The 16,837-nt window shown below is 56.6% G+C and carries 15 protein-coding genes; 8 read left to right on the top strand and 7 right to left on the bottom strand.

The features are described 5' to 3' along the window. Positions 1 to 23: 23 nt before the first annotated feature. Together I6L58_RS20555 and yieE are read right to left on the bottom strand one after the other, a co-directional pair. A complete protein-coding gene (locus I6L58_RS20555) occupies positions 24 to 1,493 on the bottom strand; it encodes an amino acid permease (RefSeq protein WP_088208085.1) in 1,470 nt (489 codons plus the stop codon). A gap of 180 nt (positions 1,494 to 1,673) precedes the next feature. Beyond that, positions 1,674 to 2,540: a DNA-binding transcriptional regulator YeiE gene (yieE, locus tag I6L58_RS20550; protein WP_006176427.1), complete on the bottom strand. Its 867-nt coding sequence runs from the start codon at positions 2,538 to 2,540 to the stop codon at positions 1,674 to 1,676. 97 nt (positions 2,541 to 2,637) lie between these two features. Here yieE and I6L58_RS20545 point away from each other — a divergent pair, with 97 nt between their 5' ends. After that, on the top strand, positions 2,638 to 3,684 hold the full coding sequence (locus I6L58_RS20545; protein WP_088208083.1) for a YeiH family protein: 1,047 nt from the start codon (positions 2,638 to 2,640) through the stop codon (positions 3,682 to 3,684). 64 nt (positions 3,685 to 3,748) lie between these two features. Then, positions 3,749 to 4,606 carry a deoxyribonuclease IV gene (gene nfo, locus I6L58_RS20540; protein WP_088208082.1) on the top strand — a complete coding sequence of 286 codons (858 nt, stop codon included), beginning with the start codon at positions 3,749 to 3,751 and terminating at the stop codon, positions 4,604 to 4,606. A gap of 47 nt (positions 4,607 to 4,653) precedes the next feature. On the opposite strand, the gene fruA is transcribed toward nfo, so the two are convergent. The 3 genes from fruA to fruB are packed head-to-tail and all read right to left on the bottom strand — an operon-like array spanning position 4,654 to position 8,424. Then, positions 4,654 to 6,339 (bottom strand): PTS fructose transporter subunit IIBC, encoded by a 1,686-nt coding sequence (fruA, locus tag I6L58_RS20535; protein ID WP_006176430.1) that lies wholly within the window; start codon positions 6,337 to 6,339, stop codon positions 4,654 to 4,656. Between the two features lie 16 nt (positions 6,340 to 6,355). Then, a complete protein-coding gene (fruK, locus tag I6L58_RS20530; RefSeq protein WP_006176431.1) occupies positions 6,356 to 7,294 on the bottom strand; it encodes a 1-phosphofructokinase in 939 nt (312 codons plus the stop codon). Continuing rightward, a complete protein-coding gene (fruB, locus tag I6L58_RS20525; protein ID WP_088208081.1) occupies positions 7,294 to 8,424 on the bottom strand; it encodes a fused PTS fructose transporter subunit IIA/HPr protein in 1,131 nt (376 codons plus the stop codon). Before fruB ends, fruK begins: the two co-directional genes overlap by 1 nt. Positions 8,425 to 8,778: 354 nt before the next feature. Between fruB and setB the strand changes: the two genes are divergently transcribed. Further along, positions 8,779 to 9,960 (top strand): sugar efflux transporter SetB, encoded by a 1,182-nt coding sequence (gene setB / locus I6L58_RS20520; RefSeq protein ID WP_006176433.1) that lies wholly within the window; start codon positions 8,779 to 8,781, stop codon positions 9,958 to 9,960. On the opposite strand, the gene I6L58_RS20515 is transcribed toward setB, so the two are convergent. Beyond that, a complete protein-coding gene (locus tag I6L58_RS20515; protein WP_042320278.1) occupies positions 9,957 to 10,211 on the bottom strand; it encodes a YkgJ family cysteine cluster protein in 255 nt (84 codons plus the stop codon). The genes setB and I6L58_RS20515 overlap by 4 nt on opposite strands. 163 nt (positions 10,212 to 10,374) lie before the next feature. On the opposite strand from I6L58_RS20515, the gene yeiP reads away from it, so the two are divergent. After that, positions 10,375 to 10,947 carry an elongation factor P-like protein YeiP gene (gene yeiP / locus I6L58_RS20510; protein WP_006176435.1) on the top strand — a complete coding sequence of 191 codons (573 nt, stop codon included), beginning with the start codon at positions 10,375 to 10,377 and terminating at the stop codon, positions 10,945 to 10,947. A 117-nt stretch (positions 10,948 to 11,064) separates the two neighbouring features. Here the strand turns inward: yeiP and uxuA are convergent, their stop codons facing one another. Beyond that, positions 11,065 to 12,255, bottom strand: coding sequence for a mannonate dehydratase (gene uxuA, locus I6L58_RS20505; RefSeq protein ID WP_088208080.1), 1,191 nt, complete (start codon positions 12,253 to 12,255; stop codon positions 11,065 to 11,067). Between the two features lie 205 nt (positions 12,256 to 12,460). On the opposite strand from uxuA, the gene I6L58_RS20500 reads away from it, so the two are divergent. The 4 genes from I6L58_RS20500 to mepS all read left to right on the top strand — a co-directional run bounded on the left by I6L58_RS20500 (position 12,461) and on the right by mepS (position 16,768). Continuing rightward, complete coding sequence (locus tag I6L58_RS20500) at positions 12,461 to 13,927, top strand: mannitol dehydrogenase family protein (RefSeq protein WP_088208079.1); 1,467 nt, start codon at positions 12,461 to 12,463, stop codon at positions 13,925 to 13,927. 123 nt (positions 13,928 to 14,050) lie between these two features. After that, positions 14,051 to 15,037, top strand: coding sequence for a CobW family GTP-binding protein (locus tag I6L58_RS20495; RefSeq protein ID WP_006176438.1), 987 nt, complete (start codon positions 14,051 to 14,053; stop codon positions 15,035 to 15,037). A gap of 33 nt (positions 15,038 to 15,070) precedes the next feature. After that, positions 15,071 to 15,787: a phosphatase PAP2 family protein gene (locus I6L58_RS20490; protein ID WP_088208078.1), complete on the top strand. Its 717-nt coding sequence runs from the start codon at positions 15,071 to 15,073 to the stop codon at positions 15,785 to 15,787. Between the two features lie 411 nt (positions 15,788 to 16,198). Next, entirely contained in the window at positions 16,199 to 16,768 is a 570-nt protein-coding gene (gene mepS / locus I6L58_RS20485) for a bifunctional murein DD-endopeptidase/murein LD-carboxypeptidase (RefSeq protein ID WP_006176441.1), read from the top strand. Positions 16,769 to 16,837: the final 69 nt, after the last annotated feature.

The following is a 16,837-nucleotide window of genomic DNA, read 5'->3' as shown; positions in this document are numbered from 1 at the left end:
GGGCTGAAAGAGAGGAACTGCGGTTATTTTTTGAATCGTTCCGGGAAATCCATTTCGCTATAGCGAACGAAACGTGTGCCTTTCACCAGCTTGTAACCAAACCAGATCGCCAGGAACAGCGGAATGCCGATGTAGGTCGCCATCACGCCACCCCAGTCGATGGTGTCAGACAGGAACGCCTCATAGTTCTGACCAAGCGTAATGATCAGACACAGAACAAAGGCAAAAATCGGCCCCAGCGGGAAGAACCCTGAGCGGTACGGCAGGTCATTGATGTCGTGCCCCTGCATCACGTAACCACGGCGGAAACGGTAGTGGCTGATGGCAATCCCCAGCCAGGCGATAAAGCCGGTCATACCCGAGGTGTTGAGCAGCCACAGGTAAACGGTCTGGTTACCGAACATCGAAGTCAGGAAGCAGAGACCCGCGATTACCGTGGTTGCGTACAGCGCGTTACGCGGTACGCCGCCGCGAGAGAGTTTGGCGAAAATACGTGGCGCTTTACCGTCGCAGGCCAGGGTGTAGAGCATACGGGTAGAGGCGTACATACCGGAGTTACCCGCAGAGAGTACCGCGGTCAGGATAACGGCGTTCATCACCGCTGCCGCCGAGAGCAGACCAGCATGCTGGAAGACCAGAGTGAACGGGCTAACGCTGATGTCTTTCACGTCATTACGCAGCAGGCTCGGATCGGTATAAGGAATGATCAGGCTGATAATCAAAATGGCGAACACATAGAACAGCAGGATACGCCAGAACACCTGGCGCACCGCGCGCGGAATGTTCTTCTCCGGATTTTCAGATTCACCAGCCGCGATGCCGATAAGCTCGGTTCCCTGGAAGGAGAAGCCGACGATCATCGCCACGCCAATCATTGCCGACAAGCCCCCGGCAAACGGCGCATCGCCTATGGTCCAGTTGCTCCAGCCCGCCGGCTCTGTCCCTTTGAAAATGCCGACGATCATCGCCACACCGACGACGATAAAGATGATGACGGTCGCCACTTTGATCAGAGAGAACCAGTATTCCGCTTCACCGAACCCGCGAACGGAGATGTAGTTCAGCAGGAAAATCACCGCCAGGAACAACGCACTCCAGATCCAGCCGGGCGTGTCCGGGAACCACCAGGTCATCACCAGCTGTGATGCCACCAGGTCAACGGCGATGGTTACCGCCCAGTTGTACCAGTAGTTCCAGCCCAGCGCGAAGCCGAAGCCTTCTTCCACATACTTTTGCCCGTAAGTGGAGAAGGAACCCGAGACCGGCATGTAAGCAGCCAGCTCGCCCAGACTGGTCATCAGGAAGTACACCATCAGGCCAATAAGGATATAAGAGAAGAGTGCCCCGCCCGGGCCTGCTGCCGAAATCGTTGCGCCAGAGGCAACGAAAAGACCTGTACCAATGGAGCCGCCAATGGCGATCATCGTCAGGTGACGCGCCTTGAGTTCGCGACGTAGCGCGGGCGCTTCTGTGGTTTTATTTTCTGAAACCATGTGAAAATGCTGTCCATTTATTAAATGAGGCGCGATTGTAGCAGACGATCCGCGTTCCTTCCGGCAGAAATACCCAGTTATAAGAGAGCTTCATGACGCGGCCAGGATTATAAGTAAAGCATACAAACAGGGGCTGAAAAGCGCGCCTGGCCCCGGTCAGCGAAGCGCCACCGGGGAGGGTTACATCTCGCAGTAGCGTAAAAAACGCTGCAACGAACTGGAAAGGTGTTTCTGACGATGATGGATGCACCACAGCGTGCGCACCAGTTTTGGCAGCGGAACAGGGATTTCAACCAGCGTACCCGCCTCGAGCTGTTCAGCAATCACCCGCCGCGAAAGACAGCTGATGCCCAGCCCGTGACGCACCGCATGTTTAATGGCTTCGGAATTTCCCAGCTCCATCCCCAGCTGAAACTGTGGCAGATGGGAGAGCAGCAGGTAATCCACGATTTCGCGCGTGCCGGACCCCTGCTCACGCAGGATCCACTGGGCCTGCGCCAGGCGCTCGAGCGTTACCTCGCCCTGTAATAACGACGAGGCTGGCGAAGCGAACACCACCAGCTCATCCTCCAGCCAGGGTTCAGCAATAATGTCGACGTTGTGGCACGGCCCTTCGATAAGACCAATGTCCACGCGAAAATCGATTACCGCATTGATCACGTCCTGACTGTTGCCGACGCTCATCTCCAGCGGCAAGGCCGGGAAGTCGCGGCGGTAGCGGGCAATGACCTCGGGCAGAATGTAGTTGCCGATGGTGCTGCTGGCGTAAACGCGGATCGCGCCGTTGTCCTCGCGGAACAGCTGTTCGATTTCCGTCGCCTGCTCCAGCAGCGCCAGCGCGCGCGGATATAAAAGCCGACCGTGTTCGTTCACCACCAGCCGCTTCCCTACCCTGTCGAAAAGCTGAACGCCCAGCTGCCCTTCGAGGTCGGTTAACGCAGCGCTGACGGCAGACTGCGAAAGCGACAGCATTTGCGACGCCTGTGTCGTCGAGCCGCTTTTCAGCACTTCCGCAAACACTTCCAGCTGACGCAAAGTAATGTGCATGGTTGCTTACCACTTATAAAGATTGATTATAAATATATAATCAATTTTATTTTTAAGCCAGAGCGCCGTAACCTTTAGCCAGACAAAGGAGAAGGTTATGTCAGAAATCACCTTACAGCATCATCGTACATTGTGGCACTTCGTGCCGGGTCTTGCGCTCAGTGCCGTCATTACCGGCGTGGCGCTCTGGGGCGGCAGCATTCCGGCGGTGGCGGGCGCAGGCTTCAGCGCCTTAACGCTGGCCATTTTAATTGGCATGGTCGTCGGGAATACCCTTTACCCGCACATCTGGAAATCCTGCGACGGTGGGGTTATTTTCGCCAAGCAGCATCTTCTGCGGCTCGGGATTATTCTCTACGGCTTTCGCCTCACGTTTTCCCAGATTGCGGACGTGGGCGTGAGCGGCATCGTCATTGATGTCCTGACGCTGAGCAGCACCTTCTTGCTGGCGTGCTTTATCGGCCAGAAGATCTTCGGGCTGGATAAGCAAACCAGCTGGCTGATTGGCGCGGGCAGCAGCATCTGCGGCGCAGCGGCGGTGCTGGCAACGGAGCCGGTGGTGAAAGCAGAGGCCAGTAAAGTCACCGTCGCGGTGGCAACGGTCGTGATCTTCGGTACCCTGGCGATTTTCCTCTACCCGGCCATGTACCCGCTGCTGGCCCACTGGTTTAGCCCTGAAACTTACGGTATCTACATCGGCTCGACCATGCATGAAGTGGCGCAGGTTGTCGCGGCGGGTCACGCCATTAACCCGGATGCGGAAAACGCTGCGGTGATCGCCAAAATGCTGCGCGTGATGATGCTGGCTCCGTTCCTGATTTTCCTGGCCGCACGCGTTAAACAGCTGGCGCCCACTGAAGGCAACCAGAAAAGTAAAATCACGATCCCGTGGTTTGCGATCCTGTTCATCGTGGTGGCGATCTTTAACTCGTTCCATCTGCTGCCAAAAGCCGTGGTGGATATGCTGGTGACGCTCGATACCGTGCTGCTGGCAATGGCGATGGCGGCGCTGGGGGTTACCACCCACGTCAGCGCGCTGAAAAAAGCCGGGGCAAAACCGCTGCTGATGGCGCTGGTGCTGTTCATCTGGCTGATTGTCGGCGGTGGCGCGATTAACCTCGCGGTACACAGCCTGATGGCATAAACCACTACATCCTTCCCCTGTTAACCCGTTATCATACGCATTTCGGGTTAACAGGAATTCCCTTATGAAATATGTTGGAGCGCACGTTAGCGCTGCAGGCGGCCTGGCGAACGCCGCCATTCGCGCCGCAGAAATCGAGGCGACCGCTTTCGCCCTGTTCACCAAGAACCAGCGCCAGTGGCGTGCCGCACCGCTGACCACCGAAATGATTGATGAGTTCAAAGCCGCCTGCGAGAAATATCACTTCGGGCCGGGCCAGATCCTTCCCCACGACAGCTACCTCATTAACCTCGGCCATCCGGTTGAAGAGGCGCTGGAGAAATCCCGTGAAGCCTTCCTTGATGAAGTTCAGCGCTGCGAACAGCTCGGGCTGACGCTGCTGAATTTCCATCCGGGTAGCCATCTGAAGCAAATTGATGAAGACGCCTGTCTGGCGCGCATCGCTGAATCCATCAACATTACGCTGGACAAGACGCAGGGCGTGACGGCGGTAATTGAAAACACCGCCGGTCAGGGCAGCAACCTTGGCTTTAAGTTTGAACATCTGGCGGCGATTATCGACGGCGTGGAAGACAAAACCCGCGTGGGCGTGTGCATCGATACCTGCCACGCCTTTGCGGCGGGTTACGATCTGCGTACCACCGAGGCGTGTCAGCACACCTTCGATGAGTTCGAGCGCATCGTCGGCTTTCAGTACCTGCGCGGCATGCACTTAAACGATGCCAAAAGCGCCTTCGGCAGCCGGGTCGACCGTCACCACAGCCTGGGCGAAGGGAACATCGGTCACGATGCGTTCCGCTTTATCATGCAGGACCCGCGCTTCGACGGGATCCCGATGGTGCTGGAAACCATCAATCCCGATATCTGGGTCGAAGAGATTGCCTGGCTGAAAGCGCAGCAAACCGCCGAACAGGCGGCATAAAAAAAGCCGGGTGCTCATGCAACCCGGCTTTTTTTTCATCTTACTGCTTATGCCGCTTTGGCGACGGCTTCAGCTTCCGGGCGTTTCAGCACGGCGTAAGAGAGGCCCGCCACCAGCGTACCGGCGACGATCGCCAGCAGATAGCCCAGCACCGGGGTGATTGCGCCAGGGATCAGCAGCACGAACAGACCGCCGTGCGGTGCCATCAGCTTCGCACCCACCGCCATTGAGATAGCGCCGGTCACCGCGCCACCGACGATGCAGCAAGGCAGCACGCGCATTGGATCACGCGCGGCGAACGGAATCGCCCCTTCGGTGATGAAGCACAGGCCCAGCACCAGTGCGGCTTTACCGCCTTCCTGCTGTGCTTTGTCGAACTTACGACGCGCGATGATTGTCGCCAGTCCAAGCGCCAGCGGTGGCACCATACCTGCCGCCATGATCGCCGCCATTGGCGCGTAGGTCTGGGTACTCAGCAGGCCAACGCCAAAGGCATAGGCCGCTTTGTTCACCGGGCCACCCATATCGGTACACATCATGCCACCGAGGATCGCACCCAGCAGAACGGCGTTCGCCGTACCCATGGTTTGCAGCCAGTGGGTCAGCCCTTCCAGGATGCCCGCAACCGGTTTACCAATCAGGTAAATCATCGCCAGGCCGACCACCAGGCTGGAGATCAGCGGGATGATCAGGATCGGTTTCAGCGCTTCCATGCTCTGCGGCAATTTCAGCTTCGAGCTGATAAGCTTCGCGACGTAACCCGCCAGGAAGCCCGCAATGATACCGCCGATAAAGCCGGAACCGGTGCTCACGGCGAGCATACCGCCGATAAGGCCCGGGGTCAGACCCGGACGGTCAGCAATGGAGAAGGCAATAAAGCCTGCCAGCACCGGCACCATCAGCGCGAAGGCTGAGCCGCCACCAATCTGCATCAGCGCCGCGGCCAGGGTGTCCTGCTCCTTAAACGCTTCAATACCAAACGCGAAGGAAAGCGCAATACACAGACCGCCCGCAACAACCATCGGCAGCATGTAGGAGACGCCGGTCAGCAGGTGGCGATACGCGCCCGCAGACTCTTTTTTCCCTTCTGTAGCGGTTTTCGCCGCGCCGGTTGCCTGATACGGCTTAGCTTCCGCCAGCGCTTTATCAAACTCCTGAGCGGTCTTTTTCAGCGCCAGGCCGGTCGAGGTACGGTACATCGGCTTACCGGCGAACTTCGCCAGATCCACTTCGATATCCGCCGCGACGATCACCAGATCCGCCTCAGCCACCTCTTCCGCCGTAATAGGGTTGCCCGCGCCAACGGAACCGCGGGTTTCAACCTTCACCCACCAGCCGCGTTTTTTCGCTTCGGTTTCAATGGCTTCAGCCGCCATAAAGGTGTGCGCCACGCCCGTCGGGCAGGCCGTCACGGCGACAATTCGTTTCGGGCCGGACGCCGCAACCGGCGTTTTTGCAACAGGTGCGCTGTACACCGTTGCGTGGCCTTTGGCCTCGCTCAGGAACAGCTCAGGATGCGCCACCGCGCGATTGATATCGCCCAGCCACACTTTTTTGCCGTTCAGCGCGCTGTCCGCCGGGATGCTGTCGCCCAGCACAATCGCCAGTTCGGCATCGCCCGGGTTGTCGATAATATCCAGATGTGCTTTGTGAGCCGCCGCGCCCAGCAGCGTCTTCGCCATATAGGCGCGAGCCTGTCCGAGTCCGGAGTCAATAATCAGCAGCGTTTTCATTATTCCTCTCCTGCTGTTAGTTAAAGGGTTTTAAGTCAACGCGCGCCATCATCGCGGCCAACTGGGTACGATCGGTAATGCCGACGTTGCTCTGGCTGACGGCCAGGGCGGCAACGGCGGTGGCAAGACGTAACGTATGCTCGCTGGATTCACGCATCAGCAGGCCGTAAATCAGGCCGCCAACCATCGAATCCCCTGCGCCGACGGTGCTGACTACCTCAACCGACGGTGGTTTGGCGATCCATTCGCCCGAGGCGTTCACCCACAGTGCGCCTTCCGCACCGAGAGAGATCACCACGTGCGCAATACCTTGCTCGCGCAGGGCATGGGCAGCTTCAATCACATCTTTTAATTCTGGCAGCTTGCGGCCTGCCCAGATCTCCAGCTCGCGGCGGTTAGGTTTCACCAGCCATGGCGAGGCCTTGAGGCCGGCTACCAGGGCGTCACGGCTGCTGTCGAAGATAATGCACGGACACTGGCTGCGCAGGCGCGTCATCCAGTCGGTGAAGGCTTCCGGGCTGACGCCTGACGGCAGGCTGCCGCTGACGCAAACCATGTCAAACTGACCGAGCCAGGTCAGCGAATCGTTAACGAAACGCTCCCAGTCCGATGGCGTAACCTCGAAACCGGAGAAGTTCAGATCGGTCACTTCACCGTCTTTTTCCGTCAGCTTAACGTTGATGCGGGTACGGCCCTGAACGACCTGGAAACGGTTCGCAATGCCCAGTTCGCTGAACAACTGCTGAAAACCGTCCTGGTTGTCTTTACCGAGGAAACCGCCCACGGTGACGTCGATACCCAGATCCTTAAGAACCTTCGCGACGTTAATGCCTTTCCCTGCTGCATGCAGGCCCGTTGTGCGGACGAGGTTAACTTCGCCGCGCTCGATTTCCGGGCAGAAGCCCACCAGATCGTAAGCCGGGTTGAGGGTAATCGTAGCAACACGTCTGCTCATTATGCGCCCTCCCCCAGACCTGCCGCGATGGCGTCGCCAATCGCTTTCAGCGCCTGTTCAGCATCCGCACCCTGCGCGGTGAAACGCAGGCGGTGGCCTTTCTTCACGCCCAGCGCGACAACTTTCATCAGGCTGCGGCCATTCGCCGGTTTGCCTGAACCGTCGAGGTTGGTCACGGTGATGTCGCTTTCGAACTGTTTCACCGTATTCACCAGCATGGTGCCCGGGCGGGCATGCAGGCCGTGTTCATTACGTACCACAAACTCAGCGCTCAGCACGTCATCCGTCGGCACGTCGTCGCTGGTCAGCAGCGCCAGCACAGTGGCGGCATCAGCGTTCAGCAGTTTTTCAGCTTTATTGTTCAGGAGCAGATCGCCCAGGCGTTTCAGCACGGAAACTGGCTGTTCATCGGCCATGGCGACGGTGACGAGCATCGCAGCACGTTCACCTTCTACCTCGAAAGCGGTGGCCGCGCGGCTAACGGCAATCGCGCTGCGCAGGTTGCCTTCAGCACTGTCGTTCAGCCAGATGCCCTGACCGAGATTCAGCGGTTTGTCGTTAATGACGCGCGTCACGAAGGCCGTATCAGCGGCACCCGCCTCTTTCAGGCGACCGGCGTTCAGCGCCTGCAGCGTCACCAGATCGCTTGTGGCAACGTCCAGGGTCAGCGTTTCGTTGTCCAGCTTCAGCGCTTCGCTCTGTTTTTCACCCATCAGCAGGGCGCGCAGCTCTTCGGCGGTGGTCACAGTTTTCAGCTGTTCAGCAACGGCGTCATCGCTTAACACGTGCGTCAGCTGACGCAGCAAGCCCAGGTGTTCATCACTGCTCGCGGCGATACCGATGGCGACATAAGCCACCTGGCCGTCGCCCCAGACGACGCCCTGCGGGAACTGATAAACCTGAACGCCGGTTTTCAGCACCTGGTCGCGGGTGTCCGTTGTACCGTGCGGAATGGCAATGCCGTTGCCGAGGAAGGTAGACGTCTGCTGCTCGCGCGCCAGCATGCCATCAACGTAGCCTTCCGCAACGTTGCCTGCCTGTACGAGCGCGGCGGCAATCTGGCGAATGGCCTCTTCTTTATTCCCGGCCTGTTCGCCCGGGTGAATATCCTGAACAGATAACTGGAACATGGTTCTCCTCTCCTGCTGAACTTGAATCGTTTCAGCCTTAATGAGAAAAAATGCGCTAACCTGCTCCGTCAGTTCAAACAAGATAGCGCTGAAACGTTTCAAGAATTCTTGCCTTTTTCTCGAGAATGTTGCAAGAAAAGTTACATTCCGTATAACAGAATTTAGAGATGCCGCACATTTCTGTTGCAGCGAGCCGTTTTTGCTGACGTTCAGCAAACGGCGTCAGCAGCTTCAGCTGAACGACTAAAATGAAATGCTATTTTGATTTTTTGTGGCGAAATTGACGGCACCCACTGTTTATTTTATGACGGGCGGCGTAAACTCCGCGGTTTTGTCATTCTCTGATTATAAAACATGCATAACACCCCCGCTGCCGCCTCACCAAAGCCCTTTGATTTGACGTCAACGGCGTTTCTGATTGTCGCTTTCCTCACCGGTATCGCGGGGGCATTACAAACGCCCACGCTGAGCCTGTTTTTAACGAACGAGGTTCATGCCCGCCCGGCGATGGTTGGCTTCTTCTTTACCGGCAGCGCCATTATCGGGATCCTCGTCAGCCAGTTTCTTGCTGGCCGCTCTGACCGTAAAGGCGATCGCAAAAGCCTGATTGTGTTCTGCTGCCTGCTGGGCGTGTTCGCCTGCGTGCTGTTCGCCTGGAACCGAAACTACTTCATTCTGCTGTTTGTCGGCGTATTCCTGAGCAGCTTTGGCTCCACAGCCAACCCGCAGATGTTTGCCCTTGCCCGCGAGCACGCCGATCGCACCGGGCGCGAAGCGGTTATGTTCAGCTCCATTCTGCGTGCCCAGGTCTCCCTGGCATGGGTGATTGGCCCGCCGCTGGCGTATGCGCTGGCGATGGGTTTTGGTTTTACGGTGATGTACCTGAGCGCCGCCGTGGCGTTTGTGGTGTGCGGCGCAATGGTATGGTTTTTCCTGCCGTCGATGCGCAAAGAACCAAAAGTCACGACCGGCGTGCTGGAAGCGCCGCGCCGCAATCGTCGTGACGCGTTGCTGTTATTCATCATTTGTATGCTGATGTGGGGAACCAACAGTCTCTACATTATTAATATGCCGCTGTTTATTATTGACGAGCTGCACCTGCCGGAGAAACTGGCGGGCATTATGATGGGTACCGCGGCAGGTCTGGAGATCCCGACCATGCTCATCGCCGGTTATTACGCGAAGCGCTTCGGAAAGCGCTTTTTGATGCGCATTGCGGCCGTCGCCGGGCTGCTGTTCTATATTGGCATGCTGACGGTGCATAGCCCGGCGCTGCTGCTGGCGTTACAGCTGCTGAACGCGATTTACATCGGGATCCTGGCGGGCATCGGGATGCTCTACTTCCAGGATCTGATGCCTGGACAGGCAGGCGCGGCCACCACCCTTTATACTAATACCACCCGCGTGGGCTGGATTATTGCCGGCTCCATGGCCGGGATCGTGGCGGAAATCTGGAATTATCACACGGTGTTCTGGATTGCGCTGGTGATGTGCGTCGTGACCATCGGGTGTCTGACGCGCATTAAAGACGTTTAGGGCGCGGTGAGGCTCTCCAGCTCAAGCAGCCAGGTCATGGCCTGTTCGCGCGTGCTGCCGCACATTCCGGCGCTGGGCTGAAGCCCGGCGCACACCTTCGGGCGCAAAGGCGAACTAAAGATCATGCACAGATTGGACTCAGAGAGCTGAACGCAGCGCGTGTTTGCCGGCTTGCCCTGCGGCATGCCGGGTATGGGGCTTGAGATGGACGGTGCGGTACAGCACGCGCCACAGTCCGGACGACAATCCATAAAGGCTCTCTGTGGGTAGAAATGCCCGCGCAGTCGGGCATCGGGCGCACAGTAACACCTTTTGTGTATTGATAGCAAAAGCCACGAATTCCTCTTGCCTGAAAGGCCGCGCGCGAGTAATTTGGCGCGATATTTTTTACCTCCCGTAAACAGGATTACTGCAATGCCAAGAGCGAACGAAATTAAGAAAGGTATGGTACTGAATTACAACGGCAAACTGCTGATTGTGAAAGATATCGATATTCAGGCCCCGAGCGCCCGCGGTGCTGCAACGCTGTATAAGATGCGTTTCGCCGACGTGCGTACCGGCCTGAAGGTTGAAGAGCGCTTCAAAGGCGACGATATCGTGGATACCGTGACCCTGACCCGTCGCTACGTTGATTTCTCCTATATCGACGGCAACGAATACGTGTTCATGGATAAAGAAGACTATACGCCGTATATCTTCACCAAAGATCAGATCGAAGAAGAGCTGCTGTTCATTCCTGAAGGTGGGATGCCGGACATGCAGGTGCTGACCTGGGATGGCGTGCTGCTGGCGCTGGAACTGCCGCAAACCGTCGACCTGGAAATTGTCGATACGGCACCGGGTATCAAAGGCGCGTCCGCGAGCGCCCGTAACAAACCGGCAACGCTGACGACCGGCCTGGTTGTTCAGGTGCCTGAATACCTCTCAGCAGGCGAGAAAATCCGCATCCATATCGAAGAAAAACGCTATATGGGTCGTGCTGACTGATTGCCGCATTTGTCGGGTGGCGGCTTCGCCTGACCCGACCTGCAAAAACTCAAAAACCGGCTCTCAGGCCGGTTTTTTGTAGGCCCGGTAAGCGGTAGCGCCACCGGGCAACAGAGCTTACAGCAGCTCCGGATACTTCGTCATCTTCAGCGCCAGCTCAACGCCGCGCACTTCCGCCATCCCTTTCAGGCGACCAATCGCCGAGTAGCCCGGGTTGGTTTTCTTGCGTAAATCATCCAGCATCTGATGCCCGTGATCCGGACGGAACGGAATTGGACGCACATCGCCCGCCTGCTTACGGCGAACTTCCTGCGCCAGGATCGCATCCACCACCGCCACCATATTCACGTCGCCGCCCAGGTGCGCCGCTTCGTGGAAGGTTTTCGGGTTCTCTTCCCGGCAGGTAGCGCGAAGGTGGGTGAAGTGGATCCGATCGCCAAAGGTCTCGATCATCTGCACCAGGTCGTTATCCGCGCGCACGCCGTAGGAGCCGGTGCACATGGTAAAGCCGTTATAGATGCTGTCGACCGTCTCTTTCAGCCACTGCATATCCTCGATTGTCGAGACAATACGCGGCAGGCCGAGGATGGGACGCGGAGGATCGTCAGGATGGATAGCCAGACGCACTTTCACCTCTTCTGCGACCGGGACAATGGCGCGCAGGAAGTGGGCCATGTTGTCGCGCAGCTGGTTTTTATCGATATTGCCGTACTCGGCCAGACGCGCGCGGAACTGATCCAGGGTGTACCCCTCTTCTGCCCCCGGCAGACCGGCAATGATATTGCGCGTCAGCTTTTCGATATCGGCTTCGCTGGCGGCATCAAACCACTGCTTCGCCTGCTGCTGCTCTTCGGCGGTGTAATCCGCTTCAGCACCAGAACGTTTCAGAATATGCAGCTCAAATGCCGCAAAGGCAATCTGGTCAAAGCGCAGCGCTTTAGAGCCGTCTGCCATCTGGTATTCCAGATCGGTACGCGTCCAGTCCAGAATAGGCATAAAGTTATAGCAAACGGTATCAATCCCGCAGGCGGCGAGGTTACGAATGCTCTGCTGATAGTTGGCAATCCAGGTGTCGCACTCGCCGGAACGGGTTTTGATCTCTTCATGCACCGGAATGCTTTCGACCACGGACCAGGTTAAGCCCTTTTCCGCCAGCAGCGCCTGGCGCTGTTTAATTTCGTCAACCGGCCACACCTGGCCGTTGGGAATGTGGTGCAGTGCCGTCACGACGCCCGTCGCGCCTGCCTGACGCACATCATCAAGCGAAACCGGATCGTTCGGTCCGTACCAACGCCAGGTTTGTTCCATCGTCCCACCCCTTAAAGTTGTTATACCAATATGAATGACTTTGTTGACGACTACCATACATGTTTAATCATGAGGGTCAATATAGCCCACGGCATTGATTGATCAAACTCACATAATCGCGATATTTACGGCTTACCAATTCTCTTTGTTGTCATATAACTTTACACTGGCATTGTTAATTAATGGTTAATCAGGTGTGTATTTCATGAAGACAATTGCCTCCACCGCGCTTCCTTCCCACGTTCAACAGCCGCACTACGACCGTCAGTCACTGCGCTCGCGCATCGTCCATTTTGGCTTTGGTGCGTTTCATCGCGCGCATCAGGCATTGTTAACAGACCGGGTACTGAACGCAAAGGGGGGTGACTGGGGGATTTGCGAGATCAGCCTGTTCAGCGGCGACGTGCTGATGAGCCAGCTGCGCGCCCAGGACCATCTGTTTACCGTGCTGGAGAAAGGGCCTGACGGGAATCAGCCGATTATCGTCGGCGCGGTACATGAATGTCTGAATGCAAAACTCGACTCGCTGGCGGCGATCATTGAAAAATTCTGCGAACCCCAGGTGGCGATTGTTTCCCTTACCATCACTGAAAAGGGCTATTGCCTCGACCCGGCTACCGGCAGGCTGGATACGCAAAACGCCCGCATTGTCCATGACCTTGAAAATCCGTCTGAACCACATTCCGCGCCGGGTATTCTGGTCGAAGCGCTGCATCGCCGCCGCGAGCGGGGGTTGCAGCCGTTTACCGTTCTCTCCTGCGATAACATCCCGGATAACGGACATGTGGTGAAAAACGCCGTGCTCGGGATGGCGCAAAAACGCTCCCCTGAGCTTGCCGCCTGGATTGATGCGCACGTCAGCTTCCCGGGCACCATGGTCGACCGGATTGTTCCGGCTGCCACCGAGGCCTCTCTGGCCGAAATCACCCAGGCCCTTGGCGTGGACGATCCCTGCGCCATCAGCTGTGAGCCATTTATCCAGTGGGTGGTTGAAGATAACTTTGTCGCCGGACGGCCAGAGTGGGAGGTCGCAGGCGTGCAGATGGTGCAGGACGTTCTGCCCTGGGAGCAGATGAAACTGCGGATGCTGAACGGCAGCCACTCGTTTCTGGCCTACCTTGGCTACCTGGCGGGCTATGCGCATATTAATGAATGCATGGAGGATGAGCACTTCCGCGAGGCCGCCCGCCGGTTGATGCTGGACGAGCAGGCCCCTACCCTGCGCATTACGGATGTTGACCTCACCGCCTATGCCGACAGCCTGATCGACCGTTTTGCCAACCCGGCGCTTCAGCACCGGACCTGGCAGATTGCGATGGACGGCAGCCAGAAATTGCCGCAGCGGATGCTCGACGGCATCCGCGTGCATCTTGAACGTCATACCGCGTGGCCTCTGCTGGCGCTGGGCGTGGCGGGCTGGATGCGCTACGTCAGCGGCACGGATGACCAGGGAAACGCAATCGACGTTCGCGATCCGCTTAGCGAGAAAATCCGTGGCATTGTGAGCACCAGCAGCGAAGCCGATCGCGTCACCGCCCTGCTGGGGCTAAACGAGATCTTCGGCCACGACCTGCCGCAAACGCCGGCGTTCGTGGACGCAATCGTTCAGGCCTACCAGCGCCTCGTCCGCGATGGCGCGCGCCGGGCCGTTATCGAAACGTTAAATATTTAGCGATTATTGCGTTTAACGCGAACGGGGTGCCTCTCCGTTCGCGCCTCCCCTTCTCAATGTCCGTTTTTTTCGCCAGGATGATAGATTATCGGTTTAGCATTACGATTATCTCTCGGAGCACACGTGACCAAAACCAACCTCATCACCGGCTTCCTCGGTAGCGGCAAAACCACCTCCATTCTGCATTTGCTGGCAAATAAAGATCCGGCCGAAAAATGGGCCGTGCTGGTTAACGAATTTGGCGAAGTCGGTATCGACGGCGCGCTGCTGGCCAACAGCGGTGCGATGATCAAGGAGATCCCCGGCGGCTGCATGTGCTGTGTGAATGGTCTGCCGATGCAGGTGGGGCTGAACACACTGCTCCGTCAGGGCAAACCCGACCGTCTGCTGATTGAACCCACGGGGCTGGGCCATCCGAAGCAAATTCTCGATTTACTGACCGCACCGGTTTATGAACCCTGGATCGATCTGCGCGCCACGCTTTGCCTGCTCGACCCGCGCCAGCTGCTCGATGAAAAAACGCTGAGCAATGAGAACTTCCGCGACCAGCTCGCCTCGGCAGATATCATTGTGGCGAATAAATCCGACCGCAGCACGCCCGAGAGCCAGGCGGCACTGGCGGCCTGGTGGCAACACGCGGGCGGCGGACGCCAGCGTGTCGAGACCACGCAAGGGAACATTGATGGCGCGCTGCTCGATCTTCCTCGCCTGAATCAGACAGAACTGCCATCCAGCCCCGAGCACGCGCATCATCATGGCGTGAAGCATGGCCTGGCTGCGTTAAGCCTGCCTGAGCATCAGCGCTGGCGGCGTAACCTGAACAGCGGTCAGGGGCATCAGGCCTGCGGATGGATTTTTGACGCCGACACGCAGTTTGACACCATCGGCATCCTTGAGTGGGCCAGGCTGGCCCCGGTTGAGCGTGTAAAAGGGGTGATGCGCACGCAGGACGGCTTGGTGCGGATAAACCGCCAGGGTGAGGACTTCTTTATCGAAACGCAGAACGTCGCGCCGCCGGATAGCCGAATAGAGTTAATTAGTGCGGTTAACACCGACTGGAACGCACTCCAGTCCAGTCTGTTGAAGCTTCGTTTAAGTTCGGGTGGCTAACGTTGCCCCAGTTTTAACACTATGCTGAAGACTATGACGACTCGATACCCCCAGATATTACTGCTGAACGCCGCCGGGCTGGCGCTCTTTTTATCCTGGTATCTTCCGGTGAACCACGGCCTGTGGTTCCCGCTGGATTCCAGCATTTTCCATTTCTTTAATCAGGAACTGGTAAAAAGTAAGGCGTTTTTATGGCTGGTAGCGATTACCAATAACCGTGCCTTTGACGGTTGCTCGCTGCTGGCGATGGGCTGTTTAATGCTCTCCTTCTGGCTGAAAGAGGACAAAACAGGGCGTCGTCGTATCATAATGATGGGTCTGGTGATGCTGCTGACGGCGGTGGTGATCAACCAGCTGGCGCAGCATCTGATGCCGGTTAAACGCGCAAGCCCCTCCCTGTCGTTCCCGAATATTTACCGCGTGAGTGAATTGCTGCATATTTCGACAAAAGACGCGTCGAAAGACAGTTTCCCTGGCGATCACGGCATGATGCTGCTTATTTTCTCCGCCTTCATGCTGCGTTATTTCGGTAAAAAAGCCTTTGCCATTGCTCTGGCCATCGTCGTGATATTTGCCTTCCCGCGCGTCATGATTGGTGCGCACTGGTTTACCGATATTGCCGTTGGCTCCCTGACGGCGGTGCTCATTGGGGCGCCATGGTGCTTAATGACCCCCTTAAGCGACCGTTTAATTGCGCTTTTCGATCGTTATATGCCCGGAAATAGCAACAAAATTAAAACAAATATCTAACCTAAATTATCATCATCCATCAGGGATCGTTTGGGATCCCTGATGCGACTCCCCCCTTTCGCCTGTCTGGCTGTCATATTCTCGTCATCACATTCATGTTAGAAATGAATGAATTGCGCATTTAAGCAGCAATTTTGACGGCATTTTACGCTATTGCAGTTATTCACTTTCTGTATCACTTTTTCTTATAAAAAAAAGGGTATTTTTGCTCGCAATAGCCCTTGCAATCGGGTAATCTCAGACTCGTTTTGCCCCACAAAGATAATTATTACTGTGGTGAATAAATTTGTGCGCTGTGCCACAGATTTGGCCATAAAGAATTGTCTGATTGTGCGCAGGTAATTAGTCTCGTCACGTTTGGCATTTTTATAACGATTTTTTCGTTAAGGACTTCAAGGGATAATAAACAACATGGTCAAATCTCAACCGATTTTGAGATATATCTTGCGGGGGATCCCGGCGATTGCAGTGGCGGTACTGCTTTCAGCATGTAGCACAACGAACACCGCGAAGAATATGCATCCTGAGACGCGTGTTGTGGGAATGGAAGATTCCTCTTCACTGCAAGCCTCTCAGGATGAATTTGAAAATATGGTACGTAATCTGGACGTGAAGTCCCGTATTATGGACCAGTATGCTGACTGGAAAGGCGTGCGTTATCGTCTGGGCGGCAGCACCAAGAAAGGCATTGATTGTTCCGGTTTCGTACAGCGTACCTTCCGCGAGCAATTTGGGTTAGACCTCCCGCGTTCAACCTATGAACAGCAGGTGATGGGCAAGTCGATTTCACGCACCAAACTGCGTACCGGTGATTTAGTCCTGTTCAAAGCAGGCTCGACCGGCCGACATGTGGGCATCTATATCGGTAACGATCAGTTTGTCCATGCCTCCACCAGCAGCGGTGTGACCATCTCCAGCATGAACGAGCCATACTGGAAGAAGCGCTACAACGAAGCGCGCCGAGTTTTGACCCGCAGTTAATATAACTGTTGTATCGTGAGTTATCCCTTGGCTGGCGATACGATAAAGAAAGACACTGCTTCGGCAGTG

This window comes from Enterobacter cancerogenus, assembly GCF_019047785.1.
Taxonomy (GTDB): Bacteria; Pseudomonadota; Gammaproteobacteria; order Enterobacterales; family Enterobacteriaceae; genus Enterobacter; species Enterobacter cancerogenus.
This window is presented reverse-complemented; position numbering and strand designations above follow the sequence as displayed.